At 65.8% G+C, this 14,985-nt stretch carries 15 protein-coding genes; 7 read left to right on the top strand and 8 right to left on the bottom strand.

What is annotated here, in order from left to right:
• Window positions 1-8: 8 nt before the first annotated feature.
• From FQU96_RS03925 to FQU96_RS03890, 8 genes are all read right to left on the bottom strand, one after another.
• Window positions 9-845 carry an aldo/keto reductase gene (locus FQU96_RS03925; protein ID WP_146539514.1) on the bottom strand — a complete coding sequence of 279 codons (837 nt, stop codon included), beginning with the start codon at window positions 843-845 and terminating at the stop codon, window positions 9-11.
• Between the two features lie 11 nt (window positions 846-856).
• Complete coding sequence (locus FQU96_RS03920; RefSeq protein ID WP_146539513.1) at window positions 857-1,312, bottom strand: Rrf2 family transcriptional regulator; 456 nt, start codon at window positions 1,310-1,312, stop codon at window positions 857-859.
• Window positions 1,313-1,316: 4 nt separating this feature from the next.
• Window positions 1,317-1,775: a dUTP diphosphatase gene (gene dut / locus FQU96_RS03915; protein WP_146539512.1), complete on the bottom strand. Its 459-nt coding sequence runs from the start codon at window positions 1,773-1,775 to the stop codon at window positions 1,317-1,319.
• A gap of 98 nt (window positions 1,776-1,873) precedes the next feature.
• Window positions 1,874-3,139: a phosphopantothenate--cysteine ligase family flavoprotein gene (locus FQU96_RS03910; protein ID WP_146539511.1), complete on the bottom strand. Its 1,266-nt coding sequence runs from the start codon at window positions 3,137-3,139 to the stop codon at window positions 1,874-1,876.
• Between the two features lie 100 nt (window positions 3,140-3,239).
• Entirely contained in the window at window positions 3,240-3,953 is a 714-nt protein-coding gene (locus tag FQU96_RS03905; protein WP_146539510.1) for a DUF2461 domain-containing protein, read from the bottom strand.
• Window positions 3,954-3,956: 3 nt separating this feature from the next.
• Window positions 3,957-5,492 (bottom strand): 2-polyprenylphenol 6-hydroxylase, encoded by a 1,536-nt coding sequence (gene ubiB, locus FQU96_RS03900; protein WP_146539509.1) that lies wholly within the window; start codon window positions 5,490-5,492, stop codon window positions 3,957-3,959.
• 13 nt (window positions 5,493-5,505) lie between these two features.
• The gene (ubiE, locus tag FQU96_RS03895) at window positions 5,506-6,285 is read right to left on the bottom strand and encodes a bifunctional demethylmenaquinone methyltransferase/2-methoxy-6-polyprenyl-1,4-benzoquinol methylase UbiE (protein ID WP_146539508.1); all 780 of its coding nucleotides are present in this window, start codon (window positions 6,283-6,285) and stop codon (window positions 5,506-5,508) included.
• Between the two features lie 70 nt (window positions 6,286-6,355).
• Window positions 6,356-7,303, bottom strand: a complete 948-nt coding sequence (locus FQU96_RS03890) for an endonuclease/exonuclease/phosphatase family protein (RefSeq protein WP_178130301.1) — start codon at window positions 7,301-7,303, stop codon at window positions 6,356-6,358.
• A 181-nt stretch (window positions 7,304-7,484) separates the two neighbouring features.
• Here FQU96_RS03890 and mutM point away from each other — a divergent pair, with 181 nt between their 5' ends.
• The 7 genes from mutM (at window position 7,485) to recF (ending at window position 14,970) form a co-directional block, all read left to right on the top strand.
• On the top strand, window positions 7,485-8,321 hold the full coding sequence (gene mutM, locus FQU96_RS03885; RefSeq protein WP_146539506.1) for a bifunctional DNA-formamidopyrimidine glycosylase/DNA-(apurinic or apyrimidinic site) lyase: 837 nt from the start codon (window positions 7,485-7,487) through the stop codon (window positions 8,319-8,321).
• A 75-nt stretch (window positions 8,322-8,396) separates the two neighbouring features.
• Window positions 8,397-9,176 (top strand): enoyl-CoA hydratase, encoded by a 780-nt coding sequence (locus FQU96_RS03880; protein WP_146539505.1) that lies wholly within the window; start codon window positions 8,397-8,399, stop codon window positions 9,174-9,176.
• A gap of 151 nt (window positions 9,177-9,327) precedes the next feature.
• Window positions 9,328-9,591, top strand: coding sequence for a 30S ribosomal protein S20 (gene rpsT / locus FQU96_RS03875; protein WP_146539504.1), 264 nt, complete (start codon window positions 9,328-9,330; stop codon window positions 9,589-9,591).
• Between the two features lie 753 nt (window positions 9,592-10,344).
• Window positions 10,345-10,812, top strand: coding sequence for a rhodanese-like domain-containing protein (locus FQU96_RS03870; RefSeq protein WP_146539503.1), 468 nt, complete (start codon window positions 10,345-10,347; stop codon window positions 10,810-10,812).
• Between the two features lie 88 nt (window positions 10,813-10,900).
• Window positions 10,901-12,334: a chromosomal replication initiator protein DnaA gene (gene dnaA, locus FQU96_RS03865; RefSeq protein ID WP_146539502.1), complete on the top strand. Its 1,434-nt coding sequence runs from the start codon at window positions 10,901-10,903 to the stop codon at window positions 12,332-12,334.
• A 288-nt stretch (window positions 12,335-12,622) separates the two neighbouring features.
• Window positions 12,623-13,738, top strand: a complete 1,116-nt coding sequence (gene dnaN / locus FQU96_RS03860; RefSeq protein WP_146539501.1) for a DNA polymerase III subunit beta — start codon at window positions 12,623-12,625, stop codon at window positions 13,736-13,738.
• Window positions 13,735-14,970 (top strand): DNA replication/repair protein RecF, encoded by a 1,236-nt coding sequence (gene recF / locus FQU96_RS03855; protein ID WP_146539500.1) that lies wholly within the window; start codon window positions 13,735-13,737, stop codon window positions 14,968-14,970. The genes dnaN and recF overlap by 4 nt, the downstream gene beginning before the upstream one ends.
• The last annotated feature ends 15 nt before the right edge of the window (window positions 14,971-14,985 follow it).

Genomic DNA, 14,985 nt, shown 5'->3' with positions numbered 1-14,985 from the left:
AGGGGTTCTCATACGATCGACAGCGACTGTTTGCGCCGTGGTGGCGGGAAAGCGCGATCGAGGTCGGCGAGATCCGCATCGCTCAGCTTGACCTTCAGCGCCCCGAAGTTCTCACTCAATCGCACCTTGTCGACCGACTTGGGAATCGCCACGACGCCCGGCAACTGCAGCAGCCACGCCAGCGCCACCTGAGCCGGGGTTGCGCCATGGCGGTCGGCGATAGCCTTCAGGTCGCGATCGCGCGCCAGCGGCCCGCGGTCGAACGGCGAATAGGCCATCAGCGGCATCTTGTGCTGCTGCATCCAGGGCAACAGGTCGAACTCCACGCCGCGACGCGCGAGGTTGAACATCACCTGGTTGGTGCCGCAGCGGCCGCCGTCCTTCTGGTGCCAGGACTGCAGATCGTCGCGGTCGAAGTTGCTGACGCCCCAGTCGGCGATCTTGCCCTGGTCTCGCAAGGTCTCGAACGCGGCGATGGTCTCCTCGAACGGTTCGCCACCGATCCAATGCAGCAGGTAGAGATCGATGCGATCGATGCGCAGCCGTTTCAGGCTGCGTTCGCAGGCCGTGACGGCACCGCGGCGCGAGGCATTGTGCGGATAGATCTTGCTGACGATGGTGAGGCCGTCGCGACGGCCGGCAATGGCATCGGCGATCGCCTCCTCGGCACCACCTTCGCCGTACATTTCGGCCGTATCGATCAGCGTGAAGCCGAGATCGATGCCGTGGCGGATAGCATCGGTCTCGTCCTTGCGTCGGCGCCGGTCCTCGCCCATGCGCCAAGTGCCGATTCCGAAGGTCGGCATGCGCGCGCCCGAAGGCAGTTCGACGCTCGGGATGGTCATGACAGCCACCGTCAGATGTGGAACTCCAGGCGTTGCGCGGTCTCGGCCTGCATGCCGTGCTCGCGCGCGTCGCGCACCATGTCCTCGATCGTGATCGCATCCATTCGCGACATGACCTCCTCGCGCAGGCGATTCCAGGTCGGCCATACCACCATGTGCGCCAGCGGCGAACCGACGGTCTCGTCCTGCGGCTCGGTCTCGGCCTCGAGCTGCTGAACCACCCGGATGATGTCGCCCAGGCTGATGCGCCGCCGCTCGCGGCCCAGCATGTAGCCGCCGCGCGGGCCGCGCTTGCCGGCGAGAACGCCTTCACGCACGAGATGCTGCAGAACCTGCTCGAGGTAGCGTTTGGGGATGTTCTGGCGGCGCGTGATGTCGCCACTGCGGACCGGCTGGTCGCCGGCATTCATCGCGATGTCGAGCACGGCCTCGATGGCAAACATGGTTTTCTTGCTCAGCCGCGGCATGCCGTCATCCCCGCGTGCCGGTGGAGCCGAAGCCGCCGGCACCGCGGGCGGTTTCGGCCAGCACCTCGACCTCGCGCCAACGGGCTTGCTCATGGCGGGCGATCACCATCTGCGCGATCCGCATGCCCCGGGTGATGGTGAACGGCTCGGCGCTGAGGTTGACCAGGATGACGCCCACCTCACCCCGGTAGTCGGCATCGATGGTGCCGGGTGCATTGGCCACCGTGACGCCGTTCTTGGCGGCCAGTCCCGATCGCGGCCGTACCTGGGCCTCGAAGCCGGGCGGCAGCGCGATCTGCAACCCCGTCGGCACAATCGCCCGTCCCAGCGGGGCCAGGACGACATCGCCGTCGATCGCCGCAAGCAGGTCCATGCCGGCAGCCATGGCCGTCGCATAGGCCGGCAGCGGCAAATCGGCGGCGTGGGGCAAGCGTTTGACGTCGATGATGACTGGATCAGACATGGCACATGCAATGAAAGGTGGGCGCGCCGAATTTCACATATCGGCCACGTGGATCGCAACCGGTCTTCCGGCTGACCCTGTATAACTTTGGGGTGACGTCAGGCCGTCAGGTGCTGGGCAATCCGTGCCGCCAGATGGCCGGCGACCGCGTCCTTCGATTGCGTCGGCCATGCATCGACCCCATCGGCCGTCACCAGATGGATCGTATTGTTCTCGCCGCCGAACGTACCGCTGGCGGGCGAGACGTCGTTGGCCAGGATCCAGTCGCAGCCCTTGCGCGTGCGTTTGGTGACGGCGTTGGCGACCACATTCTCGGTTTCGGCCGCAAAGCCGATGACCAGCCGCGGCCGATGGGCGCCCTGGGCCGACAACGTCGCCAGGATGTCGGGGTTAGGCACCAGTTCCATCGGCGGCGGCGGCGCGCCGGGCGTCTTCTTGAGTTTGGCGCCTTGGACGTTGGCTACCTTCCAGTCGGCCACGGCTGCCGCGCACACCGCCACGTCGACCGGCAGGGCGGCCTGGCACGCGGCGAGCATCTGGTCAGCCGACTCTACCTTCACGACACGAACGCCAGGCGGGTCGAGCTGCGATACCGGCCCGGCGACCAGGGTGACATCCGCGCCCAGCGCCGCCAGCGCCGCGGCGATGGCGTGGCCCTGCCGCCCCGACGAGTGGTTGGAGATATAGCGGACCGGATCGATCGCCTCGCGGGTCGGGCCGCTGGTGACCAACGCCCGGCGGCCCAGCAGTGGCCGGTGCGGCAACGAGATCGGCTCGGGCGGATACGGCAGGGCGCCCGGCACGGCAGGCGCCGGCAGCGTGCCGGTGAAAAACGCCTCGATGGCGGCCACGATCTCCAGTGGCTCGGACATGCGCCCCGGGCCGTACTCGTTGCAGGCCATGACGCCATCGTTGGGTCCGACGAACAGCACGCCCCGGCTGCGCAGGGTCGCGACATTGGCCTGGGTCGCCGGATGCAGCCACATGCGGACGTTCATTGCCGGCGCCGTCAGCACCACCTTGTCGGTGGCCAGCAGAACGGTCGAGGCAAGGTCATCTGCCAACCCCGCCGTCATCTTGGCCAGAAGATCGGCGGTCGCCGGCGCGACCACCAGCAGGTCAGCCTCGCGCGACAACTCGATATGGCCCATCTCGTTCTCGTCGGTGAGCGAGAACATGTCGGTGTAGACCTTGTCTTCCGACAGCGCCTGCAGCGACAGCGGCGTGACGAAGCGCGTCGCGGCCTGGGTCATGACGCAGCGCACGCCGGCACCGCGTTCGCGCAGGCGACGGATGAGGTCATGGCATTTGAAGGCGGCAATGCCGCCGGTGATGATCAGCAGAATACGCTTGCCGGTTAACATGACTCCCTCCCGCCGGGTGGCGGCGACCGTCCGGTCGGACGGCCGGATGATGGCAAACGCGCCGGGCTCCGCGCAAGGCGATGCATGGCAATCACGCGCGTCAGGTCAGCACTTCCCAACCGAGCCGCATCAACGGCATCGCCGCCGCGGCAAAATCCACCGATGCCGCGATCAGGGCGTCCCGGTCCGTGACGTCACGTTCGGCGAGGTTGCGCAGAACGAAAAAGGACTTCAGCCGCACGGCCGCGTCCAGACGGGGATGGACGTCCGAGAATCCCGCCGGCAGTCGCGTCAACTGGTCTTCCGGATCGAGCATCAGGCCACCCCGTTTCAGGGCGGACTGCATGGCGAGAAACCGCGATGGCCGCGCGACAATGGACCGGCGCAGCCTCAGCAAGTCGGTCGGTTCCGGACGATAGAAGCCCGCGGCCACGAACGAGCCCTTGGGGTCGATCTGCAGATAGAAGTGGCCTGTGGCATCACGTCGCCCGGTCCGCGACAGCATCATCGCCGTGTGGGCGTTGTAAGGCCGTTTGTCCTTGGTGAAGCGCACGTCGCGGTGGATGCGCAGAATGGCCGTCTTGGGGTCACCCAGGAACGGCACCTTGCGCCGGCGCATGGCGACAACCAATGCCTCGACAGTGGCGATCATGGGCGAGCGTACTGTTTGCTCGTACAGGTCGCGATTGGCCTGGAACCAGGCGCGATCCTGATGGAAGTCCAGGGCCTTGAGGAAGCGGAACGTGTCGGCACTGAAGGCTGATGGTCGCGGCACCGGCCGCGCGCTGCCCGCTTGTCTTGCCCTTGCCACCATGCCTCACCGCCACCATGCCGCGACGGCGGCAGCCAGCGCCGCGATCGCGATCAGCAGCACCCAGTCGACCCGCACCCGTCGCCCGCTTCCATCGGCAACGGGAGGCGTGGCCAGCTCGCGTTCGGCACGCCGCCGCTCGCGTTCGGCGATCTGCTCGACCGTATCGACCAGGCGCGGCAGCTTGCGCACGGCATCGACCGCCTCGGCCAGCGCCCGCTCCAGCCGCGCGCGCGGGCCGAAATGCGTGAGCATCCAGTCCTCGATCAGGGGCCGCGCCAGCTCCCAGATATTGACGCCGGGATTGAGCTTGGTGCCCATGCCTTCGGCCATCAGCATGGTCTTCTGCAACAACAGCAGCTGGGGCTGCGCCTGCATTTCGAACTGCTCGGTGACCCGCATCAGCTGGGCCAGCAGGCGCGCGATCGAGATCTGGCTCGACGGCTTGCCGAAAATCGGCTCACCGATCGAGCGACACGCCTGGGCGAACATTTCGACCGACTTGTCGGGTGGCACATAGCCGGCGCGGAACTGCACTTCGGCGACCGCCTGGTAATCGCGGCGCAGGAAGGCGATCAGCAGTTCGGCCAGATACCCACGCGTGTCGGCATCGACCCGCCCCATGATGCCGAAATCGACCGGCACAACGCAGCCCGACTCTTCGACGAAGGCGTTGCCACCATGCACATCGCCGTGAAAGAAACCGTCTCGGAACACCTGGAAAAAGAACGCCTCCGCACTCTTCTTCAGGACGGCATTCAGGTCATGGCCGGCCGCCAGCAACTTGTCGCGGTCGCCAATCGGGATACCCCGCACGCGCTCCATCGTCATCACACGCCGTGCGGTGCGATCCCAGTCGACGGCGGGCGTACGATAGTCCGGATCACTGGCGAAATTGGCACCCAGCTCCTCGGCGGCGGCGGCCTCCATGCGCAGGTCCATCTCGACGCGCACGACGTCGGCGAACGCCCGCACCGAAGCCGTCGGCCGCAGGCGGCGAAACCGCGGCTGCGTACGCTCCACCAGGTCGGCCAGCCAATAGAACAGATCAAGATCGCGCGCGAAGGCCTCCTCGATCCCCGGCCGCAGCACTTTGACCGCAACCTCGTGGCCATCGGCGGTCACCGCGTAGTGCACCTGCGCGATCGACGCTGCGGCCACGGCCGCGTCGTCGAACGTGGTGAACAGTGCCTCGATCGGCCGCCCCAGCTCGTGCTCAATGGTGCGCCGCGCGGCGGTACCGGCGAACGGTTCCAGTTGGTCGGCAAGCTGCCCGAGATCGAGCGCAACCTCCTCGCTCAGCAGATCAGCCCGCGTCGACAGGGCCTGTCCGAACTTGATGAAGCTCGGCCCCATGGCCGCCAGCGCCGCGGCCAAGCGCTGCCCCGGCCGCCTCGTCTCGCCCCGACGACGCACCAGCCGCGCCACAGCCACAAGGCCAGGGGCGATCCGCAGCGTCTCGAGCGGAAACAGCGCATCGTGCCGCGCCAAGGTAAAAGCAAGCTGTACGAGCCGCAGGCCATTGCGCAGGAAGCGAAGCATGGCGGCCGCAGTCTCAGATCCGCCAACCGCTATGCAAGGCGACGATGCCGCCCGACATATCGCGCCACGTCACATGCGAAAAACCCGCGGCGGTCATCTTGGCGGCGAGTTCGTCCTGCGGAGGGTGGCGGCGAATGCTCTCATGCAGATAGCGATAGGACTCGCGATCACCGGCCACAAGTCCACCCAGGGTCGGCAGCATCGTGGCCGAATACACATCGTAGACACGGCCCAGCAGCGGCATGGTGACGTGGGAGAATTCCAGGCACAGAAAGCGCCCACCCGGTTTGAGCACGCGGTGCGCTTCCGCCAGCGCCCGATCGATGTGCGTCACGTTGCGCAAGCCGAACGCAATCGTGTAGCCGTCGAACCGGCGGTCCGGAAACGGCAGCGCCTCGGCATCCCCGGCTGTCCAATCCAGTCCTCGCAGAATCCCACGGTCGACGGCGCGATCCTGGCCGACGCTCAGCATGGTGGGATTGATGTCGCAGATGGTGACGTGGGCCCCGCCTTGCGTCCGATCATGGATGCGAAACGCGATATCACCCGTGCCGCCGGCAACGTCGATGATCGCAGCCCCGGTGCGCGGCGCCAACATCGCCACCATCCGGTCCTTCCACAAGCGATGGACGCCCAGCGACATCAGGTCGTTCATCAGATCGTAGCGGACCGCAACGTTGTCGAAGACCTGGCGCACCAGGCCGGCCTTGTCGGCCGCCGGCACCTCGCGATAGCCGAACGGGGCAGTGGTGTCGGACGCGGTCGGGTCGGCAGGAGGATCGGATCGGGTCATGCACCCCTGCATATAGTCTGCGCCGGCACGGGACGCCACTTGCGTCCGTTTGTACGGCGACACCCCGCGATCACGGACCCAACAGGCGCAGGTGCAGTACCAACGGCCGATGGTCGGACTGGATATTCGGCCCCAGCCGCCGCTCGACCACCCGCAGGCCTGGACTGATCAAGGCATTGTCGATCGGCAGGCCCACCCCCGGCCATGTCGACAGCCAAGTCGGCCGCGGCTGCTCGGGATTCTCCGCCGCCGCCGCCGCGGTGTCGATCAGGCCGCTGCGCGCAAGCATGTCGCGCACGGCGCTGGAATAAGGCGTTGCGTTAAAGTCTCCGATCAGCAGCACGTGGTCCTGGGCCGCCAGACGGCGGCGGGCCATGGTGGCCGCCAAGGCCAACAGGCCGTCACGCAGAACGGCCGGCTCACCCCAGGCGGCTTCAGGCAGCGGCGGGCGTGGTGCATGCAGCGCGATGATCGCCAGGCACACCGAAGCCCCATCAATGGCACAGAACCGGGCCTCCAGGATGGGATAATCGGCTCCGAACGCATAATCGAAACGGACTTCGGTCGGCTGAATGCGGCTTATCAGCAGCAGGTCGAAGGCACTGCCGGCCGGGAACGGGGTCCGGAACCGGTAGCCGGGCGCGGTCATGGCGGCTGCTCGATGGCGCTCGGTCAATTCGGTCAGGATTACGATATCCGGCGTTTCAGTATCGAGCAGGCGCACCACGGCGGGGCCGCCCGTCACCCAGTTCCGGAGATTGGCCCAGGCGATGCGCACGGGAGCCCCCGCACCCGGCGCGACGCCCGGCTCGACCCGCGGCGGCGGTGCGAGATGGGGGTACAAGCTCCAGCCCAGCGCCGCCGCACACACAAGACTCTGCACGAACGAACGCCACATCTGGACGCTGACGGCAACGAGCATGCTCACCGTCGTTACGACCAGAATCTGCATCTGCAGCTGGGCGTAAAAGTCGAACAGCGGCCACCAGCTGCCGGCCAGTGCCAGAATCGCCAGCACGCACACGACCAGGACCAGCTGGCTGAAGGCGCCTTCCGCCCAGTGCCGCCGTGGCGCGCGACGCGATCGATCCCGGCCCGCTCCCAAAGTGCAGCCTTTCATACCCCGACGGCCGGTCGCACCCCTGCCGCGCCACATGTATAAGGTATGGGCAGTCCTTGCACACGTGCTACCAAACGCCATGCCCGAGTTGCCTGAAGTCGAAACCGTCCGCCTTGGCCTGATGCCCCGGCTGGCCGGGCGGCGCATCGTGCGCCTGACGCAACGCCGCCGCGACCTGCGGCTGCCCTTGCCGGCGCGCTTTGCAGCGCGCGTCGAAGGGCGGACGGTCACCACCATCGACCGCCGCGCGAAATACATGCTGTGGCGGCTGGAGGACGGTCACACGTTGGTCGTTCATCTCGGCATGTCGGGACGCCTGCAACTGCTGAACGGTGATGCGCGCAGCATCCCGTTCGAGGACCATGATCACGTCGTCTTCGACGTCGACGACGGCTGGCAGGTCCGGTTCAACGACGCTCGTCGTTTCGGATTGATGCTGCTGCTGCGCGACGAAGACATTGCCACGCATAAACTGTTCAAGCCGTTGGGCCCCGAGCCACTGGACGACACGTTCGACGGGCCGGCGCTGGCGACACGACTGAAGGGCAAACGCACACCGATCAAGAGCGCGCTGCTGGATCAGCACGTCCTGGTCGGCGTCGGCAACATCTATGCCTGCGAGGCACTGCATATTGCCGGCATCTCGCCGCGGCGCTCGGCACACAGTGTCACGGGCGAGCGGGCCGAGCGGCTGATGATGGCGATCAAGGACGTGCTGCGGCGTTCGATCGTCGACGGCGGCTCGAGCCTGCGCGATCACGTTCAGCCTGATGGCGAGCTCGGCTATTTCCAGACGCGCTTCGTAGTCTACGATCGCGAAGGACAAAAATGTACGCGCTGCAACAATGGTAAGGCCGTACGACGCATCGTGCAGTCTGGCCGTTCGACATTCTTCTGTCCGACGTGCCAGCGATAGGGGCACTGCGCCGCAATTGCCGCCGGCACTGAATCTGGATAGGAACGACTGAAACCATGGGGCCGGGAGGTCGTGATGACGGCATATGAAAACATCAAAGTCGAAACCCGAGGCCGGGTCGGCATCGTCAGCCTGAATCGACCCAAGGCATTGAACGCGCTGTGCGCGGCGCTGATCGTCGACGTGGGCCACGCGCTCGATGCGTTCGAAGCCGATGCCAACATCGGCTGCATCGTGATGACCGGCAGCGACAAGGCCTTCGCGGCCGGCGCCGACATCAAGGAGATGAAGGAGAAGTCGTACCAGGACGTTTTCCTGCAGGACTTCATCACTGTCGGCTGGGAAAAGGTGTCGCAGGTCCGCAAGCCGATCATCGCGGCGGTGGCCGGCTACGCGTTGGGCGGCGGCTGCGAGATGGCAATGATGTGCGACTTCATCATCGCCGCCGACAATGCCAAGTTCGGACAACCCGAGATCACACTGGGGACCATTCCAGGTGCCGGCGGCACACAGCGGCTGCCACGCTTCATCGGCAAAGCCAAGGCGATGGATCTCGTATTGACCGGTCGCATGATGGACGCGGCTGAGGCCGAACGGTGCGGCCTGGTGAGCCGTGTCGTGACACTGGACAAATTGATGGACGAAGCCGTCGCCGCGGCAGAGAAGATCGCGTCGATGTCCCTGCCCGCCACGATGGTCGCCAAGGAGGCCGTCAACCAGGCTTTCGAGACGCCATTGGCGAGCGGCATCACGTTCGAGCGGCGCACCTTCCACGCCACCTTCGCGTTCGCCGATCGGGTCGAGGGCATGAATGCCTTCGCCGACAAGCGAAAAGCCGCATGGAAACATCGCTGAACCGCCCGTTTTTCGGCCCAGATTGGGTGTTGATTCAAGGCTTTAGCGACAAGTCGCCACAGCCTTGACGCCCCCTTAGGGCATCGGTATAAGCCGCGCCTTCACGAGATCAGCAATTTCCCGGGCCCTCGGGCTCACCGGATGGAACAAGATGGCCAATCATAAATCCGCTGAGAAGCGCGCCCGTCAGACCGAACGCCGGACTCTGGTCAATCAGATGCGGCGGTCGCGGATGCGTACGTCGGTGCGTAAAGTGGAAGAAGCGATTCGCAGCGGCGACAAGACCGCGGCGGCGAGTGCATTGCAGTCGGCGGAGAGTGAACTGGCGAAGGGCGCCGGCAAGGGTGCCGCGCATCGCAACACGACCGCACGCAAGACCTCGCGCCTCGCTGCCAAGATCAACAAGATGGCCTGATCGAGTTTCGGTACACATCGCGGCGAAAGCGCCGGTCTTCGGACCGGCGCTTTTTTCATTTGTGGTCGCTCGTCATCATCGATCGTTCATTCGTCACGCTTGCACGTCATCGCATCACGATCGCATCACGCCGATGAACGTGTCGTTGCGCGATCGCATCGTCGCGTGCACCGCGTGCCGCATCCGTTGCGTCTGACAACGACATCGCGACTCAACGAACGTTGCGATTCTGGATATCCCATGACTCACGCTATCCACATTGATGCTTGTAAACGAACGAAGCGCGACACGTCCGTCGCAGCGTCGCATGCAAATCGCCTCCGTTGCGCGAACCTCAACATCGCGTCGCTACATGTAGCAGGCGTCATCGTTGCTGAAGCGGCGCGTCGCAACATCGTTGTAAGTGCAACGGAGGCGATGGATCGCTTGTCAAGAGTCCGTCACACGATCCTACCGACTCCGGTATCGAATTATTTTCCGCCAGCGCCGTCGTCGTCGTTGCGATGGCCGGTCCTCGCGTCTAAGGTTTCCTCGTTCGCGAGCGTGGGGTCGTACTTCGCGAACCGGTCTCGGCGCTAACAACGCCGCACAAAACACATCGCTGGTCAGGGGAGCTGTCGGCACGACGTTCCGACTTGGGGCTGCGTCCCTTAGTTGAAGTCCGCCGTCCGTTCGACATCCCCTCACGTAGCGTGAGCCAGGGCCGGTTCTGCATCCGATCGATCATGTGCCGCGGAGAGTGGGTGGGGACGCATGAGCCTGGCGATCGACATTTCAGAGCGTTACGCGATCGCCCCCGCCAACGGCTATGCCGGAGATGTGTCGCCCACCAATGCGTGGCGGATGCTCGAGGAGATTCCGGCCGCTGTTCTGATCGATGTGCGCACGGCGGCTGAGTGGACGTACGTCGGTACGCCCAACGTGGGGACGCTGGGCAAGGCGCCGATCATGATCGAGTGGCAGACGTTTCCCTCGATGCAGATCGACGCGCAGTTCGTTGCCAAGCTGGCACAGCACGTCGGCGCCGATCGCGATGTGCCTTTGCTGATGTTGTGTCGCAGTGGTGTGCGTTCGGCAGCCGCCGCCAAGGTGATGACGGCCGCCGGCTATGGGCGTTGTTTCAATGTCGTGAGCGGATTCGAAGGAACCGTCGACGACGCCGGCCATCGCGGCGTCCAGTCGGGTTGGAAAGCAGATGGACTGCCATGGAGTCAGAAGTAGGATGGGGGCTGCGGTGAAACACGGGCTGGCTAAATCCGAGCATCAACCCGAAACCAACAACAAGGTCGCGACCACAGCGGGGACGGGAATGGCTGACCATTTATTCAGGGGGACGCTGGAAACCCAGTGGGTGCGGGTTCAAGGGCGGCTGCAGCAGGAGGTCAGCGAGAAGGCCTACAGCACTTGGTTGGCGCCTCTGACTCTGGGCGACTTCCGCGAAGGTCGCCTGCGGCTGGCCCTGCCGACGCGGTTCATGCGCGACTGGGTCAGCAGCCACTATGCCGACCGCCTGCGGGTCTTGTGGCAACGCGAGAACGCGCAAGTGCGGACCCTGGAGATCGTCGTCCAGCCTCCCGTCGTGATTCGCCGGGGTCCTGAGATCGCCGACACGCCGTCGATCGCCGCCAGCCCGCGGCCGGTCATGACGCCGGTCGTGCCTGCTGCACTGCCGCGCACGGGACCGCCGGCATCGCGCACGCCTGAACGCAACTACGACGACCTGCTGAATCAACCCGACGCCCGCTTCACGTTCGATGGCTTCGTCGTCGGCAAGTCGAACGAGTTCGCCTACGCCGCGGCGCGGCGCGTCGCAGAAGCCGACTCGCCGACCTTCAACCCGCTGTTCCTCTATGGCGGCGTGGGCCTGGGCAAGACGCACTTGATGCATGCCATCTGGCATGCCGTCCGCGAGCGCGAGCCGCAGCGGCGGGTGCTCTACCTGTCGGCCGAAACATTCGTGAACCGCTTCATCCAGGCACTGCGCGCCAAGAACACCATCTCGTTCAAGGAGCAGTTCCGCGGCGTCGACGTCCTGATGGTCGACGACGTCCAGTTCATCTGCGGCAAGGACACCAGCCAGGAAGAGTTCTTCCACACTTTCAATGCCCTGGTCGACCAGCACAAACAGATCGTGTTGTCGTCCGACAAGGCACCGCAGGAGCTGGACGGCATCGAAGACCGCATGCGCTCGCGCCTGTCGCACGGGCTGGTGGCGGACATCCATGCCACGACCTACGAGCTGCGCCTGGGCATCCTGCAGAGCAAGATCGAGCGGTCGAAGGTCAAGGTGCCGGAGCGAGTGCTGGAGTTCCTGGCGCACAAGATCACGACCAACGTGCGCGAGTTGGAGGGTGCACTCAATCGCGTGATCGCCCACGCCACCCTGGTGGGGCGGGACACCAACCTCGAGACCGCGCAGGAAGTCCTGCACGACGTGCTGCGTGCCGCCGACCGGCGGATCAGCATCGAGGAGATCCAGCTGCGGGTCTCGCAGCACTACAATATCAAGATCAGCGAAATGCATTCGCCGCGGCGTTCGCGGTCGGTTGCCCGCCCGCGGCAGGTCGCCATGTACCTGGCGAAGATCCTGACGCAGTGCAGCCTGCCGCAGATCGGCCGCAAGTTCGGCAACCGCGACCACACGACCGTCATGCACGCGGTACGCAAAATCGAGGAGCTGAAGGCCAGCGATGGCACGATCGGCGAGGACGTCGAACTGCTGAAGAAACTGCTGCAGGGCTAGACCGTCCTGCCACTGTCCGATGCAGGGGCGCCGACCCGTACGGCGCCCCTTTTTCGTGCCTGGCGGGATACCCACTGAACCGCGGCTAACAGCCGGAAAACGCTGCGAAATGCGCTATTCAACCGACCCGGGCATGGTATAGTCCCCGGCCTTTTCGTGTGCTTGCCTGGGGTTGGCGACGCGCCGTGCCGCAAATGCCGGTGTCGACAGGCCATGGCGCCGTCGCGAAACGGTCCGGGACCCCTCCCGGCTGCTTCAACCACCCGATTTGGGTAATTGATTCCGGCCATGAAACTGACCATCGAACGGGCCGCCCTCCTGAAGGCCTTGACGCACGTCCAGTCTGTCGTTGAGCGCCGCAACACGATCCCGATTCTGTCCAATGTCATGCTGACGGCGCAGAAAGGGCGATTGGGCCTGGCCGCGACCGATATGGACCTGACGATCATCGAGCAGGTCGACGCCACGGCGTCCAAGACCGGATCGACAACGGCACCGGCGCACACCATGTATGAGATTGCGCGCAAGCTGCCGGATGGCGCGCAAGTCGAGATCGAGACCGGAACCGACGGCAGTCTGGCCCTGCGGGCCGGCCGTTCGCGGTTCACGCTGCAGTGCCTGCCGGTCGGCGATTTTCCGCAGATGAACGACGGCGACCTGCCGCACAAGTTTCAGATGTCGGCCACCGACCTGAAGGCGATCATCGACCGGACGCGGTTCGCCATCTCGACCGAGGAAACCCGGTATTACCTCAACGGCATCTACGTGCATGCCGCCAAGGCCGAGGGTGTCGACGTGCTGAGAGGGGTTGCAACGGACGGCCACAGGCTGGCCCGGGTCGAACTGCCGCTGCCGGCGGGCGCCGCCGACATGCCCGGCGTGATCGTACCGCGCAAGACCGTGGGCGAGCTGCGCAAGCTGATCGACGAAACCGAGAACCCCATCGATATCGAGCTGTCGGAAACCAAGATCCGTTTTGCCCTGGGCAGCATCACGCTGACGTCGAAGCTGATCGACGGCACCTTCCCGGACTACGAACGGGTCATTCCCAGCGGCAACGACAAGACGATGGAAGTCCGCTGCGCCGAGTTCTCGGCGGCCGTCGATCGTGTCGCCACGATCTCGACCGAAAAGTCGCGCGCCATCAAGCTGTCGCTGGGCAAGAACACGTTGACCCTGTCCGCGACCAGCCCGGATGCCGGCAGCGCCACTGAAGAAATCGAAGTCGGCTACGGCGGAACGCCCATCGAGATCGGCTTCAATTCGCGCTATCTGCTGGACATCACGTCGCAGATTTCCGGTGCCGACGCCCGCTTCCTGATGGCGGATGCGGGTTCACCGACCATTGTGCGTGATGCGGCCGACGAGAGCGCACTCTACGTCCTCATGCCGATGCGCGTATGAGCGGCGGCGCCCGTCACGCTTTCATCGACCCGACCGCCGATACGACCGAGCCGGCACTTCCCTTCGCACCGGCCAGCGGTCCATTGGCGGTGCGGCAGCTGCGGCTGACTGAATTCCGCAACTACCAGCGGCTGCGCGCCGATCTGGCACCCGGTCCTGTCGTGCTGGTGGGCGACAACGGTGCCGGCAAGACCAATCTGCTGGAAGCCGTCTCGTTCCTGACGCCGGGCCGCGGCTTGCGCCGCAGCCGCCTGGACGAGATCCAGCGCGGCGTGAAGGCAAACGAGCCGCCAGCACTGTCGGGCTGGGCGGTGGCTGCCGTCCTGGATGTCCCCGGCGGCAGGGTCGCGATCGGCACCGGCATCGAAACGGCACCTGCCGCCAATGGTGACGGCGAGCCGGGCCGGCGGGTGGTACGCATCGACGGGCGCCAGGCATCGAGCCAGCTGGCCCTCGGCGAGCACGTGGTGGCCATCTGGCTGACGCCACAACTGGACCGCATCTGGGTCGACGGCCCAGGCAACCGGCGTCGGTTTCTGGACCGCATGGTGGCGGCGTTCGATCCGGCGCATGCCAGCAGCCTTGCCGCCTATGATCAGGCCATGCGGCAGCGGGCGCGCCTGCTGGCCGAGGGCCGCACGGACGGACACTGGTTCGCCGCCGTCGAGGACACCATGGCACGCCATGGCGTGGCCCTGACCGTAGCGCGGCTGGATCTCGTGGCACGGCTGGACCAGGCGGCCCGCCTGGGTGTCGGCCCCTTCCCGCGCGCCAGCCTCGCGCTGAACGGCGAAGTCGAGGGCTGGGTCGCCGGGATGGCGGCGCTGGATGCCGAGGACCGGCTGCGCGAGCGCTTCGCCGCCAACCGCGGCATCGACGCGCAGGCCGGCGCCACCGTCTTCGGCCCGCACCGCGCCGATCTTGGCGTGCGGCACCTGGATCGCGACATCCCGGCCGCGCAAGGCTCGACCGGTGAACAAAAGGCGGTGCTGATCGCCATCGTGCTGGCCCACGCTCGGCTTGCCACGCTGGCACGCGGCCGACCGCCGCTGCTGCTGCTGGACGAGATTGCCGCTCACCTGGATGCAGGCAAACGCGCGGCGTTGTTTGCCGAAATCACGGCGCTGGGCACCCAGGCCTGGATGACCGGCACCGACGCCGCCGCCTTCGCTCCGCTCGCCGGCCAGGCGCAGTTCCTGCGCGTCGAGGCCGGCGACATCGTACCCCTCTGACCGACGGGACAATCC

The organism is Reyranella sp. CPCC 100927, assembly GCF_007859315.1.
Lineage (GTDB): Bacteria > Pseudomonadota > Alphaproteobacteria > Reyranellales > Reyranellaceae > Vineibacter.
The sequence above is the reverse complement of the archived record's forward strand: the minus strand, read 5'-3'. Positions and strand labels throughout refer to the sequence as shown.